Annotated in this window: 15 protein-coding genes; 14 read left to right on the forward strand and 1 reads right to left on the reverse strand. The window is 59.4% G+C overall.

From position 1 onward, the window contains the following. Positions 1 to 379 precede the first annotated feature (379 nt). From DW823_RS04645 to DW823_RS04665, 5 genes are all read left to right on the forward strand, one after another. Positions 380 to 2,275, forward strand: a complete 1,896-nt coding sequence (locus DW823_RS04645) for a BglG family transcription antiterminator (RefSeq protein WP_118080664.1) — start codon at positions 380 to 382, stop codon at positions 2,273 to 2,275. Positions 2,276 to 2,394: 119 nt separating this feature from the next. Further along, entirely contained in the window at positions 2,395 to 2,721 is a 327-nt protein-coding gene (locus DW823_RS04650; RefSeq protein ID WP_117648559.1) for a PTS lactose/cellobiose transporter subunit IIA, read from the forward strand. A gap of 46 nt (positions 2,722 to 2,767) precedes the next feature. After that, complete coding sequence (locus DW823_RS04655; RefSeq protein ID WP_117648560.1) at positions 2,768 to 3,061, forward strand: PTS sugar transporter subunit IIB; 294 nt, start codon at positions 2,768 to 2,770, stop codon at positions 3,059 to 3,061. 9 nt (positions 3,062 to 3,070) lie between these two features. Next, the gene (locus tag DW823_RS04660; protein ID WP_117776361.1) at positions 3,071 to 4,420 is read left to right on the forward strand and encodes a PTS sugar transporter subunit IIC; all 1,350 of its coding nucleotides are present in this window, start codon (positions 3,071 to 3,073) and stop codon (positions 4,418 to 4,420) included. Position 4,421: 1 nt separating this feature from the next. Continuing rightward, entirely contained in the window at positions 4,422 to 5,876 is a 1,455-nt protein-coding gene (locus DW823_RS04665) for a family 1 glycosylhydrolase (protein WP_255415131.1), read from the forward strand. Positions 5,877 to 6,267: 391 nt separating this feature from the next. On the opposite strand, the gene DW823_RS09915 is transcribed toward DW823_RS04665, so the two are convergent. Next, positions 6,268 to 7,098, reverse strand: a complete 831-nt coding sequence (locus DW823_RS09915; RefSeq protein WP_233542989.1) for a C39 family peptidase — start codon at positions 7,096 to 7,098, stop codon at positions 6,268 to 6,270. 563 nt (positions 7,099 to 7,661) lie between these two features. Between DW823_RS09915 and DW823_RS04675 the strand changes: the two genes are divergently transcribed. The 9 genes from DW823_RS04675 to DW823_RS04715 all read left to right on the forward strand — a co-directional run bounded on the left by DW823_RS04675 (position 7,662) and on the right by DW823_RS04715 (position 18,683). Next, the gene (locus DW823_RS04675) at positions 7,662 to 9,113 is read left to right on the forward strand and encodes an APC family permease (protein WP_118080666.1); all 1,452 of its coding nucleotides are present in this window, start codon (positions 7,662 to 7,664) and stop codon (positions 9,111 to 9,113) included. A 132-nt stretch (positions 9,114 to 9,245) separates the two neighbouring features. After that, positions 9,246 to 10,523: an amidohydrolase family protein gene (locus tag DW823_RS04680; protein ID WP_118080668.1), complete on the forward strand. Its 1,278-nt coding sequence runs from the start codon at positions 9,246 to 9,248 to the stop codon at positions 10,521 to 10,523. 117 nt (positions 10,524 to 10,640) lie between these two features. Continuing rightward, entirely contained in the window at positions 10,641 to 12,026 is a 1,386-nt protein-coding gene (locus DW823_RS04685; protein WP_233542991.1) for a sensor histidine kinase, read from the forward strand. A 37-nt stretch (positions 12,027 to 12,063) separates the two neighbouring features. Further along, a complete protein-coding gene (locus tag DW823_RS04690; RefSeq protein WP_118080672.1) occupies positions 12,064 to 12,798 on the forward strand; it encodes a LytTR family DNA-binding domain-containing protein in 735 nt (244 codons plus the stop codon). A 92-nt stretch (positions 12,799 to 12,890) separates the two neighbouring features. Beyond that, positions 12,891 to 13,835 carry a zinc dependent phospholipase C family protein gene (locus tag DW823_RS04695; RefSeq protein ID WP_118080674.1) on the forward strand — a complete coding sequence of 315 codons (945 nt, stop codon included), beginning with the start codon at positions 12,891 to 12,893 and terminating at the stop codon, positions 13,833 to 13,835. A gap of 101 nt (positions 13,836 to 13,936) precedes the next feature. Then, positions 13,937 to 15,196 carry an MFS transporter gene (locus tag DW823_RS04700; protein ID WP_118080676.1) on the forward strand — a complete coding sequence of 420 codons (1,260 nt, stop codon included), beginning with the start codon at positions 13,937 to 13,939 and terminating at the stop codon, positions 15,194 to 15,196. A gap of 170 nt (positions 15,197 to 15,366) precedes the next feature. Then, the gene (locus DW823_RS04705; protein WP_118080678.1) at positions 15,367 to 16,554 is read left to right on the forward strand and encodes a glycosyltransferase; all 1,188 of its coding nucleotides are present in this window, start codon (positions 15,367 to 15,369) and stop codon (positions 16,552 to 16,554) included. Next, positions 16,551 to 17,894 carry a histidine kinase gene (locus tag DW823_RS04710; protein WP_118080680.1) on the forward strand — a complete coding sequence of 448 codons (1,344 nt, stop codon included), beginning with the start codon at positions 16,551 to 16,553 and terminating at the stop codon, positions 17,892 to 17,894. Before DW823_RS04705 ends, DW823_RS04710 begins: the two co-directional genes overlap by 4 nt. A 72-nt stretch (positions 17,895 to 17,966) precedes the next feature. Beyond that, the gene (locus DW823_RS04715; RefSeq protein WP_118080682.1) at positions 17,967 to 18,683 is read left to right on the forward strand and encodes a LytTR family DNA-binding domain-containing protein; all 717 of its coding nucleotides are present in this window, start codon (positions 17,967 to 17,969) and stop codon (positions 18,681 to 18,683) included. Positions 18,684 to 18,709: the final 26 nt, after the last annotated feature.

The following is an 18,709-nucleotide window of genomic DNA, read 5'->3' on the forward strand; positions in this document are numbered from 1 at the left end:
CTCTCTTCATGAGCCCCGCAGTCCGCTCCGACTGCGGGGCTTTTGCTATTCACCTAGTCATTGGGGACAAACCCGGCACTTGGGGACGGTCCTTTCCTGCCGGCAGCTTGGGACAGTCCTTAATAGTCATTGGGGACGTTCTTAAACGACTAGTCAAACAAGAACGTCCCCAACGACTACTCATTTAAGTCTGTCCCCAATGACTGCCCAATGGCTGGGAAGGCGCATCCCACACCGACGCATTGCCTTCGGGCCCTCTCCCCAGGCTCTCCATAGCTCAGCTGGACTCCCCGCAACCTGTTCCGAGTTGGCGGAACGAGCGCGACGTGGAGTGTCATTCTTTACCGCGTTAGACTAGACGCAGGGAAAGGAGGAGGACATGGATGCTCGCGTCAAGCAGCTTGTAAATATGATCGAGGACGCTCAGCCTGTCGCTGTCGCGGTACTTGCCAAGCGTCTCGAGGTAAGCGAGCGCGCCGTGAGAAACTATATCCATCGCGCAAACGACAGCCTTGCAGGGGTTGCACGCATCGTTGGCAGCAAGGGGCAGTATCGTATCGATGTTGCACGTGCAGATGAGCTTGCTCGCTTGCTAGACGGTGCGGCTCTGGCCCATCCGGGCATTCCTGATACGCGCGATGGCCGTGTGTCCTTCCTTCTTAACGACCTCCTCATGCGGTCCCAGTGGGTGACGATTGAGGAGTATGCGGATTTACTCTACGTTTCGGCGCGAACTCTGTCCAATGACATGCGTCTGGTAGAGCAGAAACTCGCCCAATTTGACTTAACGCTCGAAAAGCGCCCACGCTATGGAATCCGCGTTGCGGGCGGGGAGTCACAACGGCGCCTGTGCCTGGCCTCGCTGGTGAGGCCCGTGTTGCCCGACACCGACGATGCAAAGCTCGCCGAGCGCCTGCGGGCCATCGCCGCATGTGTGGACGATGCCCTGACGGCCTCGCCCGTCACGGTGAGCTCGCTGGCATCCCGCAATCTCATCATGCATCTTTACATTGCTCTTGGCCGCATCGAGCAGGGCTGCTATGTCCCAGCTGCAGAATCGGACGTTCAAAAACTGGAGGGAACGCGCGAATACGCCGCGGCTTTCCAGATTGCCGCAAACATCAAGGATGCCCTGGGCGTGAGCATGCCCCGAGAAGAGGTTGCCTTTATCGCAATCCATTTGCTCGGCAGGGGCACGGGCGTGCCCGAGAAGGGCTCTGTCGTTATCTCGGACGAGATGTGGGAGATTGCTTCCGAGATGGTACGTGCGGTCAACGATGAGTTTAGGTTTGACTTTAGCGGCGATCTTGAACTTCGCATGAACCTTGCTCGGCATATCGGCCCTCTGGGCTATCGCCTTGAATATCACATGCATATGGATAACCCCATGCTGCCCGATATCAAGACGAGGTTTCCGTTGGCCTATTCGATGGCAGCTGGCACCTCGCAGGTACTCGAGCGTCATTTTGGCAGCCAGCCCTCTGATGAAGAGCTCGGCTACATCGCCATGGCATTTGCCCTGGCCCTCGAGCAGCAAGCCGACCAGCCGCGTCGCAAGCGCATCCTGATCGTGTGCGCCTCGGGAGCGGGAAGCGCCCGTATGCTCGAGCACCAGTACCGCAAGCAGTTTGGCATGTATATCGATTCGATTGAGACATGCGATGTCGCCCGCGTGGGAACGTTCGATTTTTCGCACATCGACTACGTGTTCACAACGGTGCCGCTCAACGTCAAGTTGCCCGTGCCCGTCCGCGAGGCCGATTTCTTCTTGGAGACGAGCGATGTCAACGCTATCCGCAAGGTGCTGAGCGACGACACTGCGCAATCGGACTCCGTAAGCTCTTTCTTTAGCCGTGCCCTGTTCTTCAACCGCGTTGAGGCGTCGTCGAAGCAGGCCGTTCTCCGATATCTCTCCGAGCGCGCCGTCGAGAGCGGCCGTGTCGATGCCCCGTTTGCCCAAGAGGTCGCCGAGCGCGAGAGCGCGAGTGCCACCTCGTTTGGCAATGGGGTAGCCATGCCCCATGGGATGCATCCCTTGAGCGCCGAGGCCTTTGTTACCGTGGGCCTGCTCGAACATCCCATTCTTTGGGACGAATACGGCCATGAGGTCGATATCGTCTTTATGGTGTCGTTTGCCCGGTCGGGCGGCGATGAGGCGCGGATCTTGAGCTCACTGCTCGCCGAGATCTTTATGGACCGCCAGGGGGTCGAGCGCCTACGCGAGCGCCGGTCCTGGCATGAGCTGATGGCGCTTGTGCAAGCGCATACGGCTTAAGACTTCTTTTGTCGATAACCCTGTCTGTCTACCTGCAATAAACCTCGAGGATTGCGGGCGGGAGATAGGCGTTTCGAATATTCAAGTACAAACCAAACATCACGGGAGAGGAGACCGTTATGGACGATCAGGGAACCGAGATGGTTTCGTTTCAGCTGGTCGCTGCAGCGGGAGAGGCACGCAGCCTTGCCTTCGAAGCCCTTGAAAAGGCAAAAGCGGGGGATTTTGACGCCGCCGCCAAACTCATGAAGCAGTCAAAGGATGCGGGAATCAAGGCTCACCACATTCAAACGCAGCTGCTTTCGACTGAGGCAGCGGGCGAGCATCTGTCGGTGGATGTGTTGCTGGTCCATGCTCAGGACCACCTCATGTGCTCCATGCTTGCTCAGGAGCTCGTGCAGGAGCTGATCTGCCTGTATGAGTGCACTGCAACCAAGAACGCCTAGCGGCGTGCGGTGACTATCCAACCAATCAATGCGAAGGGAATCCCTTATGAAGATCCTTCTTGTTTGCGCAGCTGGTCTGTCTACAAGCATTCTGATGAAGAAACTCGAGAAATATGCGGAGCAAAACGGCATCGAGCTCGATATCGATGCGGTGGGTATCGGCGAGTATCAGGAGACGTGCGCCAATTATGACGTGCTGCTCTTGGGGCCGCAGGTGTCCTACCAGCTCAACACCGTCAAGCAGGGGAGCGGTAAGCCGACCGCGGTCATCCCCGCACAGGACTACGGCATGGGCAACGCCGCCAACGTGCTGGCACTCGCCCAGTCGCTGTTGGGTTAGGAGGCGACCATGGAGAAGTTCATGACCCTGCTTCAGGAAAAACTGACCCCTATCGCCAATTTCTGCGGCACCGAGCGCCACTTTGCCTCCATGCAAAAGGGCTTTATGAGCGCGATCAGCTTCATCTTGGTATCTGCCGTCTTTATGATCCTCGCCAACCCGCCGGTCACGGCCGACCTGGTGGCGCAGGGCGGGTTCTGGTCCGTCTTTGGCCCTTGGCTCGATTTTGCGACGGCCAATAAGCTCACGCTGCTCATCCCCTTCAATATGACGATGGGCATACTGTCGGTGATCGTGACGTTCGCAATCGCCTATAACCTGGCGGGCACCTACAAGATGCCCAAGCTTAACGCCGGCATGACCTCGCTGGTGATGTTCCTGATCGCCGCGGCGCCGTCGTCCTACTACCAGCTTGCTGACGAGTCCGTGCTCCAGGCGGTCCCCTGCACCTATCTGGGTGCGCAGGGCCTGTTTACCGCCATCATCGTTGCCTTGGTCTCCGTCGAGGTCACGCGCTTCTGCCAGACCAAGGGCATCACCATCAAGATGCCCGATGGCGTGCCGCCGTTTTTGTCCGAAACCTTTGGCGCCATCGTACCTATGCTCGCCAACATCCTCATCTTCTTTGGCGGCAACCTGCTGATCCAGATGATCGATCCCGCGCTGTCCATCCCCTCGGTTATCGAGAAGCTGCTCGCTGCCCCGCTTTCCGTCGCAGTTGACTCTGTGCCCGGCGCACTGCTTATCTGCTTCATGACTCTGCTGTTTTGGTGCTTTGGCGTCCACGGCAACATGATCGTAATGCCCATCACCGCCCCGGTCTCGCTTGCCGCCTTTGCCGCCAACGCCTCGCTCTATGCTGCCGGGCAGCCGCTTGAGTTCCACCCGGTGCTCATGTCGTTGGCCATCAACCTCATCGGCGGCACGGGTAATACGTTCTCTTTTGTGGCGCTCTGCGCGTTTAGGGCAAAGTCGCAGCAGCTCAAGGCATTTGGCAGGGCATCGATCGTGCCGAGCTTCTTCCGTATCTCCGAGCCCGCGATCTTCGGCGCGCCCATCATCTTCAACCCGATCCTCATGATTCCGTTTGTGCTAGGCGGCATGATCTCGGCCCTGCTGTATTGGGGTGCGGTCTCACTGGGTCTTGTCTCTAACTTCTACATCTTGGTGAGCGGCACGTTCCCCATCTTCGTTCAGGGCTTTGTCCAGTGCCTCGACCCGCGCATCTGGGTGTTTACGATCGTTTTGATCGTGGTCATGGCTGTGGTCTGGTACCCGTTCTTTAAGGTGTACGATAATCAGCTCCTGGCTCAGGAGCAGGAGAACGCCGCGGCAGCTTCTGCCGAGGATGCTGAGTAGCATGAGTTGCTTTGACAGAACGTCTGCCGCCGGTATGCCCGAGGGCTTTTTGTGGGGTGGTGCCCTCGCCGCCAACCAGGCCGAAGGGGGCTGGAACGAGGGCGGCCGCGGCATGTCGCACTCCGACCTGATCCCACAGGGTTCCGACCGCTGGGATGTAATGTTTGGCAGGCAAAAGCCCGTGGACGATCCGGACAGGCTGTATCCATGCCGCTGGGGCAACGACTTCTTCCATCATTGGCACGAGGATGTCGAGCTCTTTGCCGAGATGGGCTTTAAGTGCCTGCGTCTTTCAATTTGCTGGAGCCGTATTTTTCCCACAGGGATGGAGGCCGAGCCCAACGGCGAGGGCTTGGAGTTTTACCGTCAGGTATTCGAGGCGCTGCGCGAGCATGGAATCGAGCCGCTTGTGACGCTGTCGCACTACGACTATCCGTTGGCTCTGGTCGAGCGCTATGGTGGCTGGCAAAGCCGAGAGATGATCGAGCGGTATGCGCACTACGTCGAGACCGTCGGACGCGCGTACCAGGGCCTCGTGCGTTATTGGCTTACGTTCAACGAGATCAACAGCGTGGCGCTGTCCTATCTCAACGCGGGTGTCACGCTCGAGGATGAGCGTGACCGTGCAGCCGTGACTGCGGCGTTCTCGCACCATATGTTTATGGCGAGCGCTCGCGCTGTCGAGATTCTGCACAAGATCGATCCCGCAAACAAGGTGGGTTGCATGGTCGCTGCCGGTGCGACCTATCCGTACCGTTGTGCGCCCGAGGACGTATGGCTTGCGTATGAGGAGGACCGCGGCCGCTACTTCTACACAGACGTGATGGCTGCGGGCGCCTATCCTGCTTGGAAGCTGCGTGCACTCGAGAAAGAGGGTGTTCACGTGCCCTTTGAGCCGGGCGATACGGAGTATCTGGCAGAGCATACGGTCGACTTCATCTCGTTCTCGTACTATTGCTCGCGCTTGGTGTGCGCCGATGATCAGGTGATCGCCGAGAAGGCGGAGGGCAACGTGTTCCCGACGCTGCGCAATCCGTACCTCAAGGATAAAGAGACTGCCTGGAAGTGGCAGATCGATGCGCTGGGTTTGCGCGTGACGCTTGCCGGCTACCACGATCGTTACCATCTTCCGCTCTTTATCGCCGAGAACGGTGTGGGCGGACTCGATGCGCTGGAAGACGGCAAAGTCCACGATGCGTATCATATTGATTACCTGCGAAGGCATATTCTTGCGCTGCGCGATGCAATTGTCGAGGACGGTGTTGACCTGATGGGATACACGCCGTGGGGCTGTATCGATTTGGTGTCGGCCTCGACGGGGCAGATGAAGAAGCGCTATGGCTTTGTTTATGTTGATGCCGATGATATGGGCAAAGGCACGTTCGATCGCTACCGAAAGGACAGCTTCTGCTGGTACCAAAAGGTCATTGCATCAAATGGCGAGGACTTGAGTTAACTCTTGCAGGTCTGTTGCCCCCGCGGTCCGCTTCGGCCGCGGGGGCTTTTGTTATTGAGGCGGCTGTTCATGAGGAGCATTGCAGGCTGCGGAAACCCGGCACTTGGGGACGTTCCTTTCCTGCCGGCAGCTTGGGACAGTCCTTAAAGGCCGCATCGATCAACTGCGGAAAGCACATTCCAGAATGAGCGTCCAACATGGGGTGCGGTTTCCCTTGAGGCCCTCAATCGGAAAATGCATCCCGGATTATTGTCGAAAAGCGGTCCCTAGTTTCCCAAACGGGCCGCTAACGGAAAGCGCACCCCGCTATTGGGCCCCAAAGCAGGATGCGCTTTCCGTGCCGGCAGTTCCGGGCATCCAGAGACCACTCATTTAAGTCTGTCCCCAGTGACTAGTAGTAGGCCCACATGGCTTCGACTTCGTTGAGGACCTCTACGACGCCCCAGCGGCGGGCGCTGCGGCTGGCCGAGTTGGGATCGAAGACTTCAATCTGGTCGGCGTCGTCAATACCGTAAAGCACAATGTAGTGGCCCACGTTGGTAAAGATGCCCGGCCGAACGGCGGCGATGACGGGCGCTCCCGAACGCAGCGCCTGAGTCATCGAGTCACGATCGTTATGGAGTTCCGTTCCGTTAAGTCCCAACTGCCACGCGCCGCTCGTCATAAAAGACCATTCGGTTGCACCGGTGGGGGCGTAATTGCCCGCCTCGGAAAGCGCGCACATATCGACGGGGGTCATATCGGTGCGTCCCGTCTTAAAGATATAGACCATGGTGAGGCACGTAGGCCCGCAGGCATTTTGGCGGATGGTGCCGCCGGCGTAAGGCAACTCCGACCACGCGGGGTCGATCTGATAGATATGGGGCATCGTGCCGGCTTGCCATTGCGAGCGCGGGGTCGAAAAGGCGAAAGAATAACCGGGCGCGACGGGGGCCTTGAGCAGCTTGTCCTCGGCGGTGGGCTCGAGACCGGCCGAGCCGTGGGACATACAGGAGCTCATAAGCACAAAGACCAGACAGGTGAGGATAGAGCACAGTGCGAGGCGAAGCCGACGAGCCGGCAGGGCGGGGGCATTCACGTACGATGTCGAGCGGTAGGGCTTGCCGTCGCGTCCGCCTTGGGGATGCGAAAAGAAGCGGTTGATATGGATGCCGGGCTGACGTGCGCCGTTGCGGCGCAGTTGCGGAACCTCGGCCTGACGCTGTCGAGTGCGCGCACCCAAGCGGCTATCTTGCTGCGCGCTTGTGCCCGTGCTCGGACGGCCACTCTGCCGTGTTCTGCTTGTCTGCTGCCGAGACGAAGGTCTGGGTTGCTCTTGAGGGCGTTGCGGATTGCTGCTCGGGGCCCTTCTGGGCGTCGGCGTGGTACGGCCAGCAAGGCGAACACTTTGTCGCCGTTGATCACCGTCGTTGTATCCGTATGCCATTCGTACCGCCTTGTCTCATGTATAACCTGTCTATCCTACAAAAAAGATGTGCAACAAAGGGGTCTGCGCGTCAAAAGCTCGGTAAACGGTACGAAAGGCGCAAAACACACGGCCTCAAAAACATCTCTATATGCGTCCGATGAGCGTACGCCCGTCGGGCGGGCGGCAACAATGGGCTGCAAACTGTGCCGTTCGTCCCAAAAATGGCGCCGCTCGTTTTGCAGTTCTGCCATCGGTCGAGCTACAAGCGGAGCTGCTGTGCCAAGGCCGTATCTTAAAGCCACGGAATAAAAGCGCGCGGCAAAACGGACCGCGCAAGGGGTGACGCCAAGGGCGTCAAAAAGGAAAGGAGGGGAACAATGGCGGACAAGAACGCAGAAGTTGCAGTCGAGGATAACGGCGGCATGAAGAAAACGCTTTCGCTCTGGAACTTCTTCACCATCGGTTTCGGTGCCATCATCGGTACCGGTTGGGTTCTGCAGGTCGGCGACTGGATGGTCGTGGGCGGCGGTCCCGTTCCCGCTATGATCGCATTCCTCTTGGGTGCAATCTTCCTCGTGCCCGTCGGAGCTGTTTTCGGTGAGCTCACGGCTGCTATCCCCATCTCGGGTGGCATTGTCGAGTATGTCGATCGTAGCTTTGGCCGTACGCTGAGCTACATCACCGGTTGGCTCCTGGCCCTGGGCAACGGCATCCTGTGCCCGTGGGAGGCCATCGCCATTTCGACCCTCGTGTCCGAGATGTTCGGCAGCCTGCCCGGCCTTGAGTGGCTGCGCGCCGTCAAGCTCTACACCATCCTGGGCGCCGATGTTTACCTGTTCCCGACGCTGATTGCGCTCGGCTTTGCAGTCTACGTCATCTTCCTCAACTTCCGCGGTGCCAGCTCGGCCGCCAAGCTCCAGGCCTTCCTGACCAAGGCCCTGCTCTGCGGCATGCTGCTCGCCATGGGCGTCTCGCTGTTCACCGGCTCGCCGGACAATGCCATGCCTGTGTTCTCCCAGGTTGCCGGCGCTGGCGGCGGCAAGGCCGCTACCGAGAGCACCAGCCTGTTCGCCGGCATCGTGTCGGTCCTGGTTCTGACTCCGTTCTTCTACGCCGGTTTCGACACCATTCCTCAGCAGGCTGAGGAAGCAGCCGAGGGCCTCAACTGGAACAAGTTCGGCAAGATCATCTCCCTGGCCCTGCTGGCCGCCGGCGGCTTCTACATGGTCTGCATCTACTCGTTCGGCACCATCCTCGACTGGCATGAGTTTGTTAAGAGCCCGGTTCCCGCGCTTGCCTGCCTCAAGGGTATCAACATGCTCCTGTACCTGGCCATGCTCGTCATCGCCACGCTTGGACCCATGGGCCCGATGAACTCCTTCTACGGCGCCACGAGCCGCATCATGCTCGCCATGGGCCGCAAGGGCCAACTGCCCGAGAAGTTCGCCGAGGTCGACCCCAAGTCCGGCGCTCCCAAGCTCGCCTGCGTCGTTCTGGGCGTTATCACCGTCATCGGTCCGTTCCTGGGCAAGAACATGCTCATCCCTCTGACCAACGTGTCGGCTCTCGCCTTCATCTTCTCCTGCGGTATGGTCGCCCTCGCCTGCCTGCGCATGCGCTTCACCGAGCCCGACCTGCCTCGTCCCTACGAGGTGCCCGGCGGCAAGTTTGGCATCGGCCTCGCTATCGCTGCCTGCGCCATCATCATCGGCCTGCTCGTGATTCCGTTCTCTCCCGCCTCTCTCAACATGGTGGAGTGGAGCATCGTGATCGGCTGGTTGGCTATTGGCCTGGCCCTCATGGCTTTCACCAATTCTCGCAAAAAGTAACGCCTAGCCGGGGCGGATCGGGTGCGCGGTGCCCTCTCTCCCGCGCACCGAACCCGGCATCACTTGGGTAGCTTTGTGAGGCCGCGACCCAACACGGCCTCGCCCACATATATGGATCCATAAGGAGGAACCATGTCCACTAAGTATGCAATCGTTGGCGGTAAGCTCATCGACGGTACCGGCGCCGAGCCGGTCGAGAACTCCCTCGTTCTCGTCGACGACAACGGCAAGATCGAGTACGCCGGTGTTATGCAGGACCTTCCCGAGGGCGTTGAGGTCATCGACGCCGCCGGCAAGACCGTCCTTCCCGGCCTGATCGACACCCACCTGCACTTCTCGGGCAACCTAACCGACGATGACACCGATTGGGTCATGCAACCGCTCCTCGAGAAGCAGGCCGTCGCCGTCAAGCAGGCCTACGACTGCCTCACCCACGGCCTCACCACCGTCTGCGAGATCGGCCGCTTTGGTATCCAGATTCGCGACTGCATCGACAAGGGCGTCTTTAAGGGCCCGCGCGTTCTGGCCACCGGTCTGGGCTTCTGCCGTGTTGCCGGTCACGGTGACTCCCACCACTGCACCCAGGAGCTCAACAAGGAATCCCACCCCTGGGGCGACCAGGTCGATGGCCCTTGGGATCTGCGCAAGGCCGTTCGTCGTCGCCTGCGCGAGAACCCCGATGCCATCAAGATCTGGGCTACCGGTGGCGGCATCTGGCGCTGGGACTCCGGTCGCGACCAGCACTATTGTTCCGAGGAGATCCAGGCCGTGGTCGAAGAGGCAAAGATGGTCGGTATCCCCGTGTGGAGCCACTGCTACAACAACCACGCCGCTGCCTACGATTCCGTCCGCTTTGGCTGCGAGCAGCTGATTCACGGCTTCGATATCGATGAGCGCACCATGGACCTCATGGCCGAGCAGGGCACCTTCTTCACCCCGACGATCGCCTTCCTGCCCACCTGGTACGCCACCTATCCGCCCGTCTACGTCCCCGAGCTGCACGACAAGTACGAGGGCACCCTGGTCGAGAAGGAGCTGCAGCGCAACTACGACTGCCTGCGCGAGGCCAAGAAGCGCGGCGTCGTCATGACGATCGGCTCCGACTCCTTCTCCTTCGTAACCCCGTATGGCACCTGCTCCATCGAGGAGATGTACGAGTTCGTCGACAAGATCGGCTTCACCCCGGTCGAGACCATCACCTGCGCTACCCTCAACGGTGCCAAGATGTGCCACATCGAGGACGAGACCGGTTCCATCGAGGCCGGCAAGTGCGCCGACCTGCTGGTCGTCAACGGTGACGTCGCCGCCGACATCCACGTGCTCAACACCGACAACATGGACGTCATCATGAAGGACGGCTGGATCGTCGAGGCTGGCACCTTTGGCGAGGCCAACAAATACAGCGCCTAAACTACCGTTCATCGACGACTGGATGTAAAACACAGTTTTTGATTGCATAATGCAATGGAGAGGGTCGCTTGCGGCCCTCTTTATTGCTATGGGTGCGATAGATAAAAGGGGATGACGGTGGATTTAAACAGGCTGATTCTGGGCAAGAGCTACAACTCTACCAAGGTCTTTCGTACGGCCCAGCATGTGGTCCAGGCCATCCTGCTCGGTGTTGTCGTTCCGGCGCTTATCCTGCTGCTTATCTGGGATTTAACCGATAATCCCAATCCCGTTCCGGGCGTCGTGGTCATTGCCGGCATGGTCATGCTGTGCTTCTTCTTCTCGTATGTCTTTGTGGTCCCCGACGACCTCACATCGAGCGCAACCGACCGTACGCTTGCCATCGCATCAAAAATATTCGCCTACACGTCGCGCGGCCTTACGCCCGAAGCGGCCCTGGGCGCCTCTAAAATCATCCTGTCCGAGACCATCGCCTCTGCCATCTGCTTTACCGATGGCAAGCAGGTGTTGGCAAGCTGGGGCGAGGACTCGGCAAAGTGCCCTGCCGGCACCCCGGTCGTGCTCAAGACCACGCTCAACGTGATCGAGTCCGGCGAACAGAGTGTGTTTTCGCGCGACGCCTCCAATGAGACGGGCGGCTATTTTCCCCGCCTGCGCGCCGGCATTGTCGCGCCGCTTACCGTGCGCGGGCATTGCGTGGGCACACTCGAGCTGTATTACCCCCGCCTGAGCAGCATCGATATGCGTCAGACGGCCCTTGCCTCGGGTTTTGCCGATCTCATCTCCACGCAGCTCGCTAGCTTTGAGCTCGAGCGCCAGGACGAGCTCACGGCTCGCGTTGAGCTTCGCGCCCTGCAGTCGCAGGTCGACCCGCATTTTCTATTCAATACCATTAGCACGATCGTGTCGCTCGTTCGAACCGAGCCCGACAAGGCGCGATCGCTGCTGATCGACTTTTCCAACTACTATCGTCAGACGCTTTCTGATTCCGATACGCTCACCACGCTCGAGCACGAGGTGGAACAGGGCACCCGTTATATCAATCTTATGCAGGCCCGGTATGGCGACGGCCGTCTGCGCGTTTCGGCCGACATCGACTTTGAGGTGCGCGACAGCCTGGTGCCGCCGTTTATCTTGCAGCCGCTGCTCGAAAACTGCATCAAGCATGCGCAGCGCGAGACCGAGCCGCTTTCTATTCGTGTTAGGGCTTTTGAGACCGATGACGGCTTGGAGATCATCGTCGAAGATGACGGCATCGGTATGAGCGAAGAAGTCTGCGCGCATCTGTTTGAGCAGCATCGCCGAGAGGAGCCCGAGAGCATTACCGCCGACGGCTCCATCAAGCGAGGTTGCGGCTTGGCGCTCTTCAACGTGCTTCAGCGCATCCATTTCTTTTACGGAGAAGATTCTGGCATGCGCGTGAAGTCCCAGGAGGGCGTGGGAACGCAGGTCATCGTTGAGTTGAACGGCGAGCCGCATGAGCCGGTGCCGCTAACGGTGTAGTACGCGGTTGGATTGAGAGAAAAGAGGGGAAGCGCATATGTCCGAAGGCTGGAACATCTTGGTGGTTGATGACGAGCCTCCCATTAGGGCTGAACTACGCTATCTGTTGGAAAAGGATACGCGTGTGGGTCAGATTGCCGAGGCGGGCAATGTCACCGAAGCCGTGGAGTCGATTCTGTCGAACAAGCCCGACGTGCTGTTTTTAGACATTACCATGCCCGGTCGCTCGGGAATTGAGCTTGCCGAGACGCTGCAGAACCTAAAGACGCCGCCAGTCGTGGTGTTTGTGACGGCATTTGCCGAGTATGCGGCTGATGCCTATAACCTCGATGCTGTCGATTACATCGTCAAACCGGTCGAGGATGCCCGCTTGTCAAAGGCACTCGACAAGATCGAGACCGCCCTGGGCGCTCGCCGTGTCGTCCATGCTCCGCGCCAGCCTTTGCGCCTGACGGTGGATCGTGGGGGCAAAAGGGTGTTCATTCCCGTGGCGGATGTCTGCTACTTTGAGGCGCGCGCCGATTTTTGCAACGCCGTCTGCGCTGAGGGAACATACCTGATCAATGAGTCGATTTCCTCGCTCGAGCGGCGCCTGGCCTCCGAGGGCTTTATCCGTGTCCACCGCAGTTATCTGGTCAATTTGGAAGACGTGCATAATGTCGAGATCGGTTCCACGGGTCTTATGGAGCTCAGGCTCGATCGCGTAACCTCGACGGTGCCTGTGTCCCGTCGTCGCGCTGCCGAGGTCAAGGCGCACTTGGGACTTGCGTAGGCAGTCTGCATATCATCGTTTACCGCCGCAGGTTTGGCATGACCGTGCGGTGGGCATAATGGGTGACATCGAATGAAATCGAAAGGATCATTATGCCCGCGCTCATTACGCATCATCTGTTTGGCGAGGAAAGCATCGACCGTCTTCCGCAGGGCGTTATTACGTCCGACGAGGAGCGCATCGCCTTTATCCTGGGAAACCAAGGTCCCGACCCGTTTTTCTTCCACATGCTCACGCCGCGCGTTTCCGACTGCACGTCGCTTGCTCAGGTCATGCACCGCTCGCGCATGTCGCGCCAGTTCTCGTGCCTGCGCGACGGCGTGTCGCACCTGCAGCCGCGCGACGCCAATCTGGGCCGCGCCTTTGCGCTGGGCCTGCTGTCTCACTATGTACTCGACCGCAATGCCCACCCCTTTGTCTACGAGCAGCAGTTTGGCATTGTAGATTCCGATCCCGAGCTCGAGGCTTCGGGCAGTCAAGTTCATGCCGTGCTCGAAAGCGACTTGGACGTGCTGATGCTGCAGCTCAAGCGCGATGGGGCAACGGTCGAGGATTATCCGCCGGCGGGCGAGATCGTCACTACCGACCGCATCAATCGCGTTGCCGGCGTGCTGATGAGCTACGTCGCCGGGCGCGTGTACGGTATCGACATCCCGGCGGGGGAGTACGCCGGCGCCGTCTCGGACATGCAGATGCTCTATCGCACCATTGAGCCGGCCGGCTCGGTAAAGACGCGCGCGATTGCCCTGGTTGAGGGCTTGGTGCATGACTACTCGCTGCTCGACGGCCTTGCTCATCGCGTGACGACGGAGCTGCCCGAGCGCACCGGTAACCTGGGCCACCTGACATGGAAGAATCCCTTTACCGATGAGGTCTCGACCGAGAGCTTCCCCGAGGTCTTTGAGCGCGCGCTGACCGATTACGAGCTCACCGTTGCCCGCTTTATCGAGACCGGTGACATGGATGCCGTGACCGGCCATATCAACTATAGCGGCCGCGTACTCGACGCCGACGAGGAGTTCGACCGCGAGGAGTAGGGCCCGTGCGTGCCCCTTTGCCGAATCCTTACCAGCGCTTCTGTGCAATTGGGGTACGATGAACTAACTGCATATCGGGCGAATACGAAGGGGCCCTGTCCATGAAATACACCAAGCTCGAGCGTAACTGGGTTATGTACGATGTGGGCAATTCGGCCCTCGTGTTGCTCAATACCTCGGTGGTGCCCATCTACTTTAACGCCATCAATACCGGTGCTTCCTCGGCAGACCTGGTGGTCGCTTGGGGCAACGCTCAGACGATCGCCTCGCTGGTCATTGCCATGCTCATGCCCATTCTGGGCGCGCTTGCCGATTACGCCGGCAACAAGATTAAGTTCTTCTTGGGCTTCTTCCTCACGGGCCTGGTTCTTTGCCTGGCGCAGGCTATCCCAATGTCCGCCATGGCATTTTTGACCGTGTACGTGCTGTGCACCATCGGCCTTAACTCTTCTATGACGTTCTACGACGCCATGCTGCCCGACATTACCACCGACGAGCGCATGGACGCCGTGTCCAGCTCGGGCTATGCCTGGGGCTACATCGGTTCCACCGTGCCGTTCATCATCTGCCTGGCGCTCATCATGGGTGGCCCCGCTCTTGGCGTCCCCACCATGCTGGCAACGCGTCTGTCGTTTATCATCACTGGTGCCTGGTGGCTCATCTTTACCCTGCCGCTCATTCGCACCTATAAGCAAAAGTACGGTCGCGAGCGCGGTCCCGAGGACACCATCGGCCACATCGTGGGCGGTGTGTTCTCCGAGGTCGGACACACCATGCGCGAGATCGCCCACAACAAGACCGTGCTGGTCTACATGATCGCGTTCTTCTTCTATATCGATGGCGTCCACACGGTCATTTCCATGGCTACCAGCTACGGCTCGGCTTTAGGCATCGACTCGACCCAGCTGGTGCTGGCGCTGCTCGTTACGCAGTTCGTGGCCTTTCCGTCCGCCATCATCTACGGCAAGCTCGCCGGACGCGTGGGCACGCTCAATATGATCCTGGTGGCGGTCGCCGCCTACATGGGCATTGTGCTGTTCGCCGCATTCTTCCTAAAGACCGCCTTTGAGTTCTGGGTGCTTGCCATTATGGTCGGTCTGTTCCAGGGCGGCGTGCAGGCGCTCAGCCGTAGCTACTTTGGCCGCATTATCCCTAAGGAAAAATCCAACGAGTACTACGGCTTCTTTGACATCTTTGGTCGTTATGCAAGCGTCATGGGCACCTTCCTAGTGTCGGTCGTCACCTCACTGACCGGCAACCCGTCGCTAGGCGTCCTTTCCATTGGCGTGCTGCTGGTCGTTGGCTTTGTGCTGCTGGTCCGCCTGTCTCGCATGACTCAGGCGGCAGAGCGGGCCGCATAGAAGCGAGCGGCTATTGTGCCTGTCCGCGGTACTCTTTTGGGGTTATCCGCAATAAACATTGCGACTTGCGAGCAATGATTTGCCCAAGTGGGTATGATGGAATCAGCTAGGTCGCGGGGCGTCGCCTGTGTTTGGCGGCGCCCCGTTTTTGTGTTGCAGGGAGGGAAGGCATGAACGCCACGGTTGTGATTCCAACATACTGGGCGGGCGATGATGCCCGTGCAAACGCTCCCGGCGTCTATGACCACTCGACGAAGCTCAACGCCACCAATCCCGAGCTCGACCGCTGCCTGGCCTCGCTCGAGCAGGTGCGCGACATTCCGAGGATTATCCTTTTGGTGGTCTGTCCCATCTTGGCCACGGCTGATGTGTCGAAGCGTGTCCACGAAATCGTCGACGCGCACCCTACGCTCAAGGTCACCGTGGTTACCAACACCCAGGCATCGCGTATCGCCGACCGTGTGGCGCAGATTGCTCCCAAGGGCTCGGGCGAGTGCGTGAGTCTGCGCGGATACGGCGCCATTCGCAATATGGGGCTTGCCTGCGCTGCGGTGCTCGGCCACGATGCCGTTGTCTTTTTGGATGACGACGAGACCGTTATCGATGCCGACTTTATGAAGCGCGCGACCTATGCACTGGGCCAGCAGACGCGTCAAGGCCTGCCGATTTTGGTTAAGAGCGGTTACTTTTACGATCGAGACGGATCGCCGTTGGCGCCCACAGACAAGGTGGGCATTTGCCATCGTTGGTGGACCAAACGCATCGAGTTTAATCGCTGGATGAAAAAGGCGCTCTCGGGCACCCGTATCTCTCGTTCAAACTACGTGTGCGGCGGCCTTGTGGCGCTTCATGCCCGCGCCTTTACCCGTGTGGCGTTTGACCCGTTTATCACCCGAGGCGAGGACCTAGATTACCTCTTTAACATGCGCATGTTTGGCTATGACGTGTGGTTTGACAACGAGTGGGTCGTTCGTCACCTGCCGCCCGAGTCCGAGAAGCGCTCGCCGCGCTTTATGCAGGACGTGTACCGTTGGTACTACGAGCGTGCCAAGCTGACATTTGCCGCGCACCAGCAGGAGCTCGTTCCCGTCACGGCCGCGTCACTCATGCCCTATCCGGGCCCGTGGATTTCGCGCGAGCTCGACGACCGCGTGCGCAAGACCGCCATGGTCCGCAGCATGTTTACCCGCGAGCACGAGGGATACCTGCGCATTTGGCGTCACGGTATTGACGAAGCCAAGACCTACGCGCGCCAAAACGCCGCAAGCTACCTGCGTTTCCAGAGCTTCTGGCCCAAGATCATGGACGGGCTCTGGCGCGACGCACAACTGACCAGCATCCTGGAGGGGACTGAATGATCGACCGCCGCGCCCAGCGCGATAATTCAATATCAATCTTTCGCGTGATTGCCGTTGTCTGCGCCATTTGCGTGCTGGTGTACTTTATTTTTGCCCTGGCGACTGGAATCGAGCCGATCGCGACCGTGGTCGCCTGCGCACTGCTGTGCATCTTTCTGTGCATTTTTATCTATTTGACGCTCAATCCCGATTCGGTGCGTTCGCAGTACACCGAAGAGACGCTCTCGGTGGCCTCTGCCATGCTCGAGGACATCAAAGGCGGTCTGACGCAGGAGTCGGCGCGTCTGGTGTGCCAGCGCATTTTGCCCGAGACGCGTGCCATGACGGTTGCCATCACCGACGAGAGCAACGTGCTGGCCTGCGCGGGCGAGTTTGAGGAAAAGCTGCTGCCCGATTCGCCCATCCACACACTTGCCACGCGCTACGTCATCGAGCACGGTATCGTCCAGTCGTTCAACCGTGTGGTGGACGTGGTGGGTTCGGATGGCTCGCACAACTATGTTCCTGCCGGTATCATCGCTCCTATCAAGGTGGGCGACCGCACCGTCGGTACGCTCAAGTTCTACTACAAGACCCCGCGTGCCGTCGACCGCACTCAGTACGCGCTTGCCTCGGGTTTTGCCGAGATCCTGTCCACGCAGCTCGCCATCCACGAGCTCGAGGTGCAAAAGGAGCTCACGGCCCGTGCCGAGGTGCGTGCCCTGCAGGCGCAGATCAACCCGCATTTTCTGTTCAACACGCTCAACACCATCGCGTCGTTTACGCGTACCGATCCGCTGCGCGCCCGCGAGCTGCTGCGCGAGTTCTCCTCGTTCTATCGCGCCACGCTCGACAATTCGGGCTCGCTCATTCCCGTGTCGCGCGAGGTCGCGCAGACCAAGCGCTACCTGACGTTTGAGAAGGCGCGCTTTGGCGAGGATCGCGTGCTGGCGACCTTCGACGTGTCCGAGGACGTCGAGGACACGCTGGTGCCGGCATTTGTAATCCAGCCAATCGTCGAGAATGCCGTGCGCCATGGTATGGGCGACGACGATGCACTGAGGATCGACGTGTCGGTCCACAGGGATGGCGAAGATGCGATTTTGATTGTGGTCGCCGATAACGGCGTGGGCATGGACGAAGGCACCGCTGCCAGACTGTTTGACGAACGCTCCGCCCGTCCCGACGCGAGCTCTCCGCAGGGCGGCGGCGCCGGTGTGGCCATGCACAATATTTCGGAGCGCATCCATCGCTTTTATGGACCGCACTCTTATACACGCGTCGAATCGGCCCCGGGCAAGGGCGCTAAAGTGCTCCTGCATCTCGATTTGTCGGAGAGCATCTTCGACATTCAAGAGTAGAATGATAGGTTACGGGTTTAACGCTAGTTGGCGGATGCCCGACGTAGTTAGTTGACGAAAGGTTTTATCCCTATGCTGCGTGCGATGATTGTGGATGATGAGGCCCCGGCCCGTTCGGAACTTCGCTTCTTGCTCGAGCAGACGGGCAAGATCGGCACGATCACAGAAGCGTCGAGCGTTCGCTCCGCTATCGAGATGCTTATGGAGAGCCGCGTCGATGTTGTGTTCCTCGATATCTCGATGCCTGGCGCTTCGGGTCTGCAACTTGCCGAGGCACTGCATAAGCTCAAGAATCCGCCGGCGATCGTATTCGTAACCGCGTACAGCGATCATGCGGTCGAGGCGTTTGATGTGGATGCCGTCGACTATCTGATGAAGCCGGTCGAGGAGGCTCGCCTGGATCGAGCAATCGATAAGGTAATGCAACGCGCCAAGCCTGTCACGGACAGCAAGGTGACCATCGAGCGCATCCCGGTGGAAAAGGGCGGCCGCAAGGTCCTCATCCCCGTGGACGACATTCGCTTTATTATGGCCAAGGACGATTACTCCTGTATTTATACGGTCGATGACCGCTTTTTGTCCACGACCTCGCTGGCACAGTTCGAGGCCAAGCTCTGCGACTTTGGCTTCTTCCGCGTTCACCGCCGCTATATCGTCAACTTGGCGTGTGTCACCGACGTCGAGACGGTTCCCTCGGGCGCTATCCAGCTGGGCATTACGGGCGTCGACGAACGCGTACCGGTTTCGCGCCGTCGCGTCGTACCGCTCAAAAAGGCCCTGAGCCTCTAGTACACCGGCCCCGCAGCCCTGTAGAC

Source organism: Collinsella sp. AM34-10 (assembly GCF_003469185.1).
Taxonomy (GTDB): domain Bacteria; phylum Actinomycetota; class Coriobacteriia; order Coriobacteriales; family Coriobacteriaceae; genus Collinsella.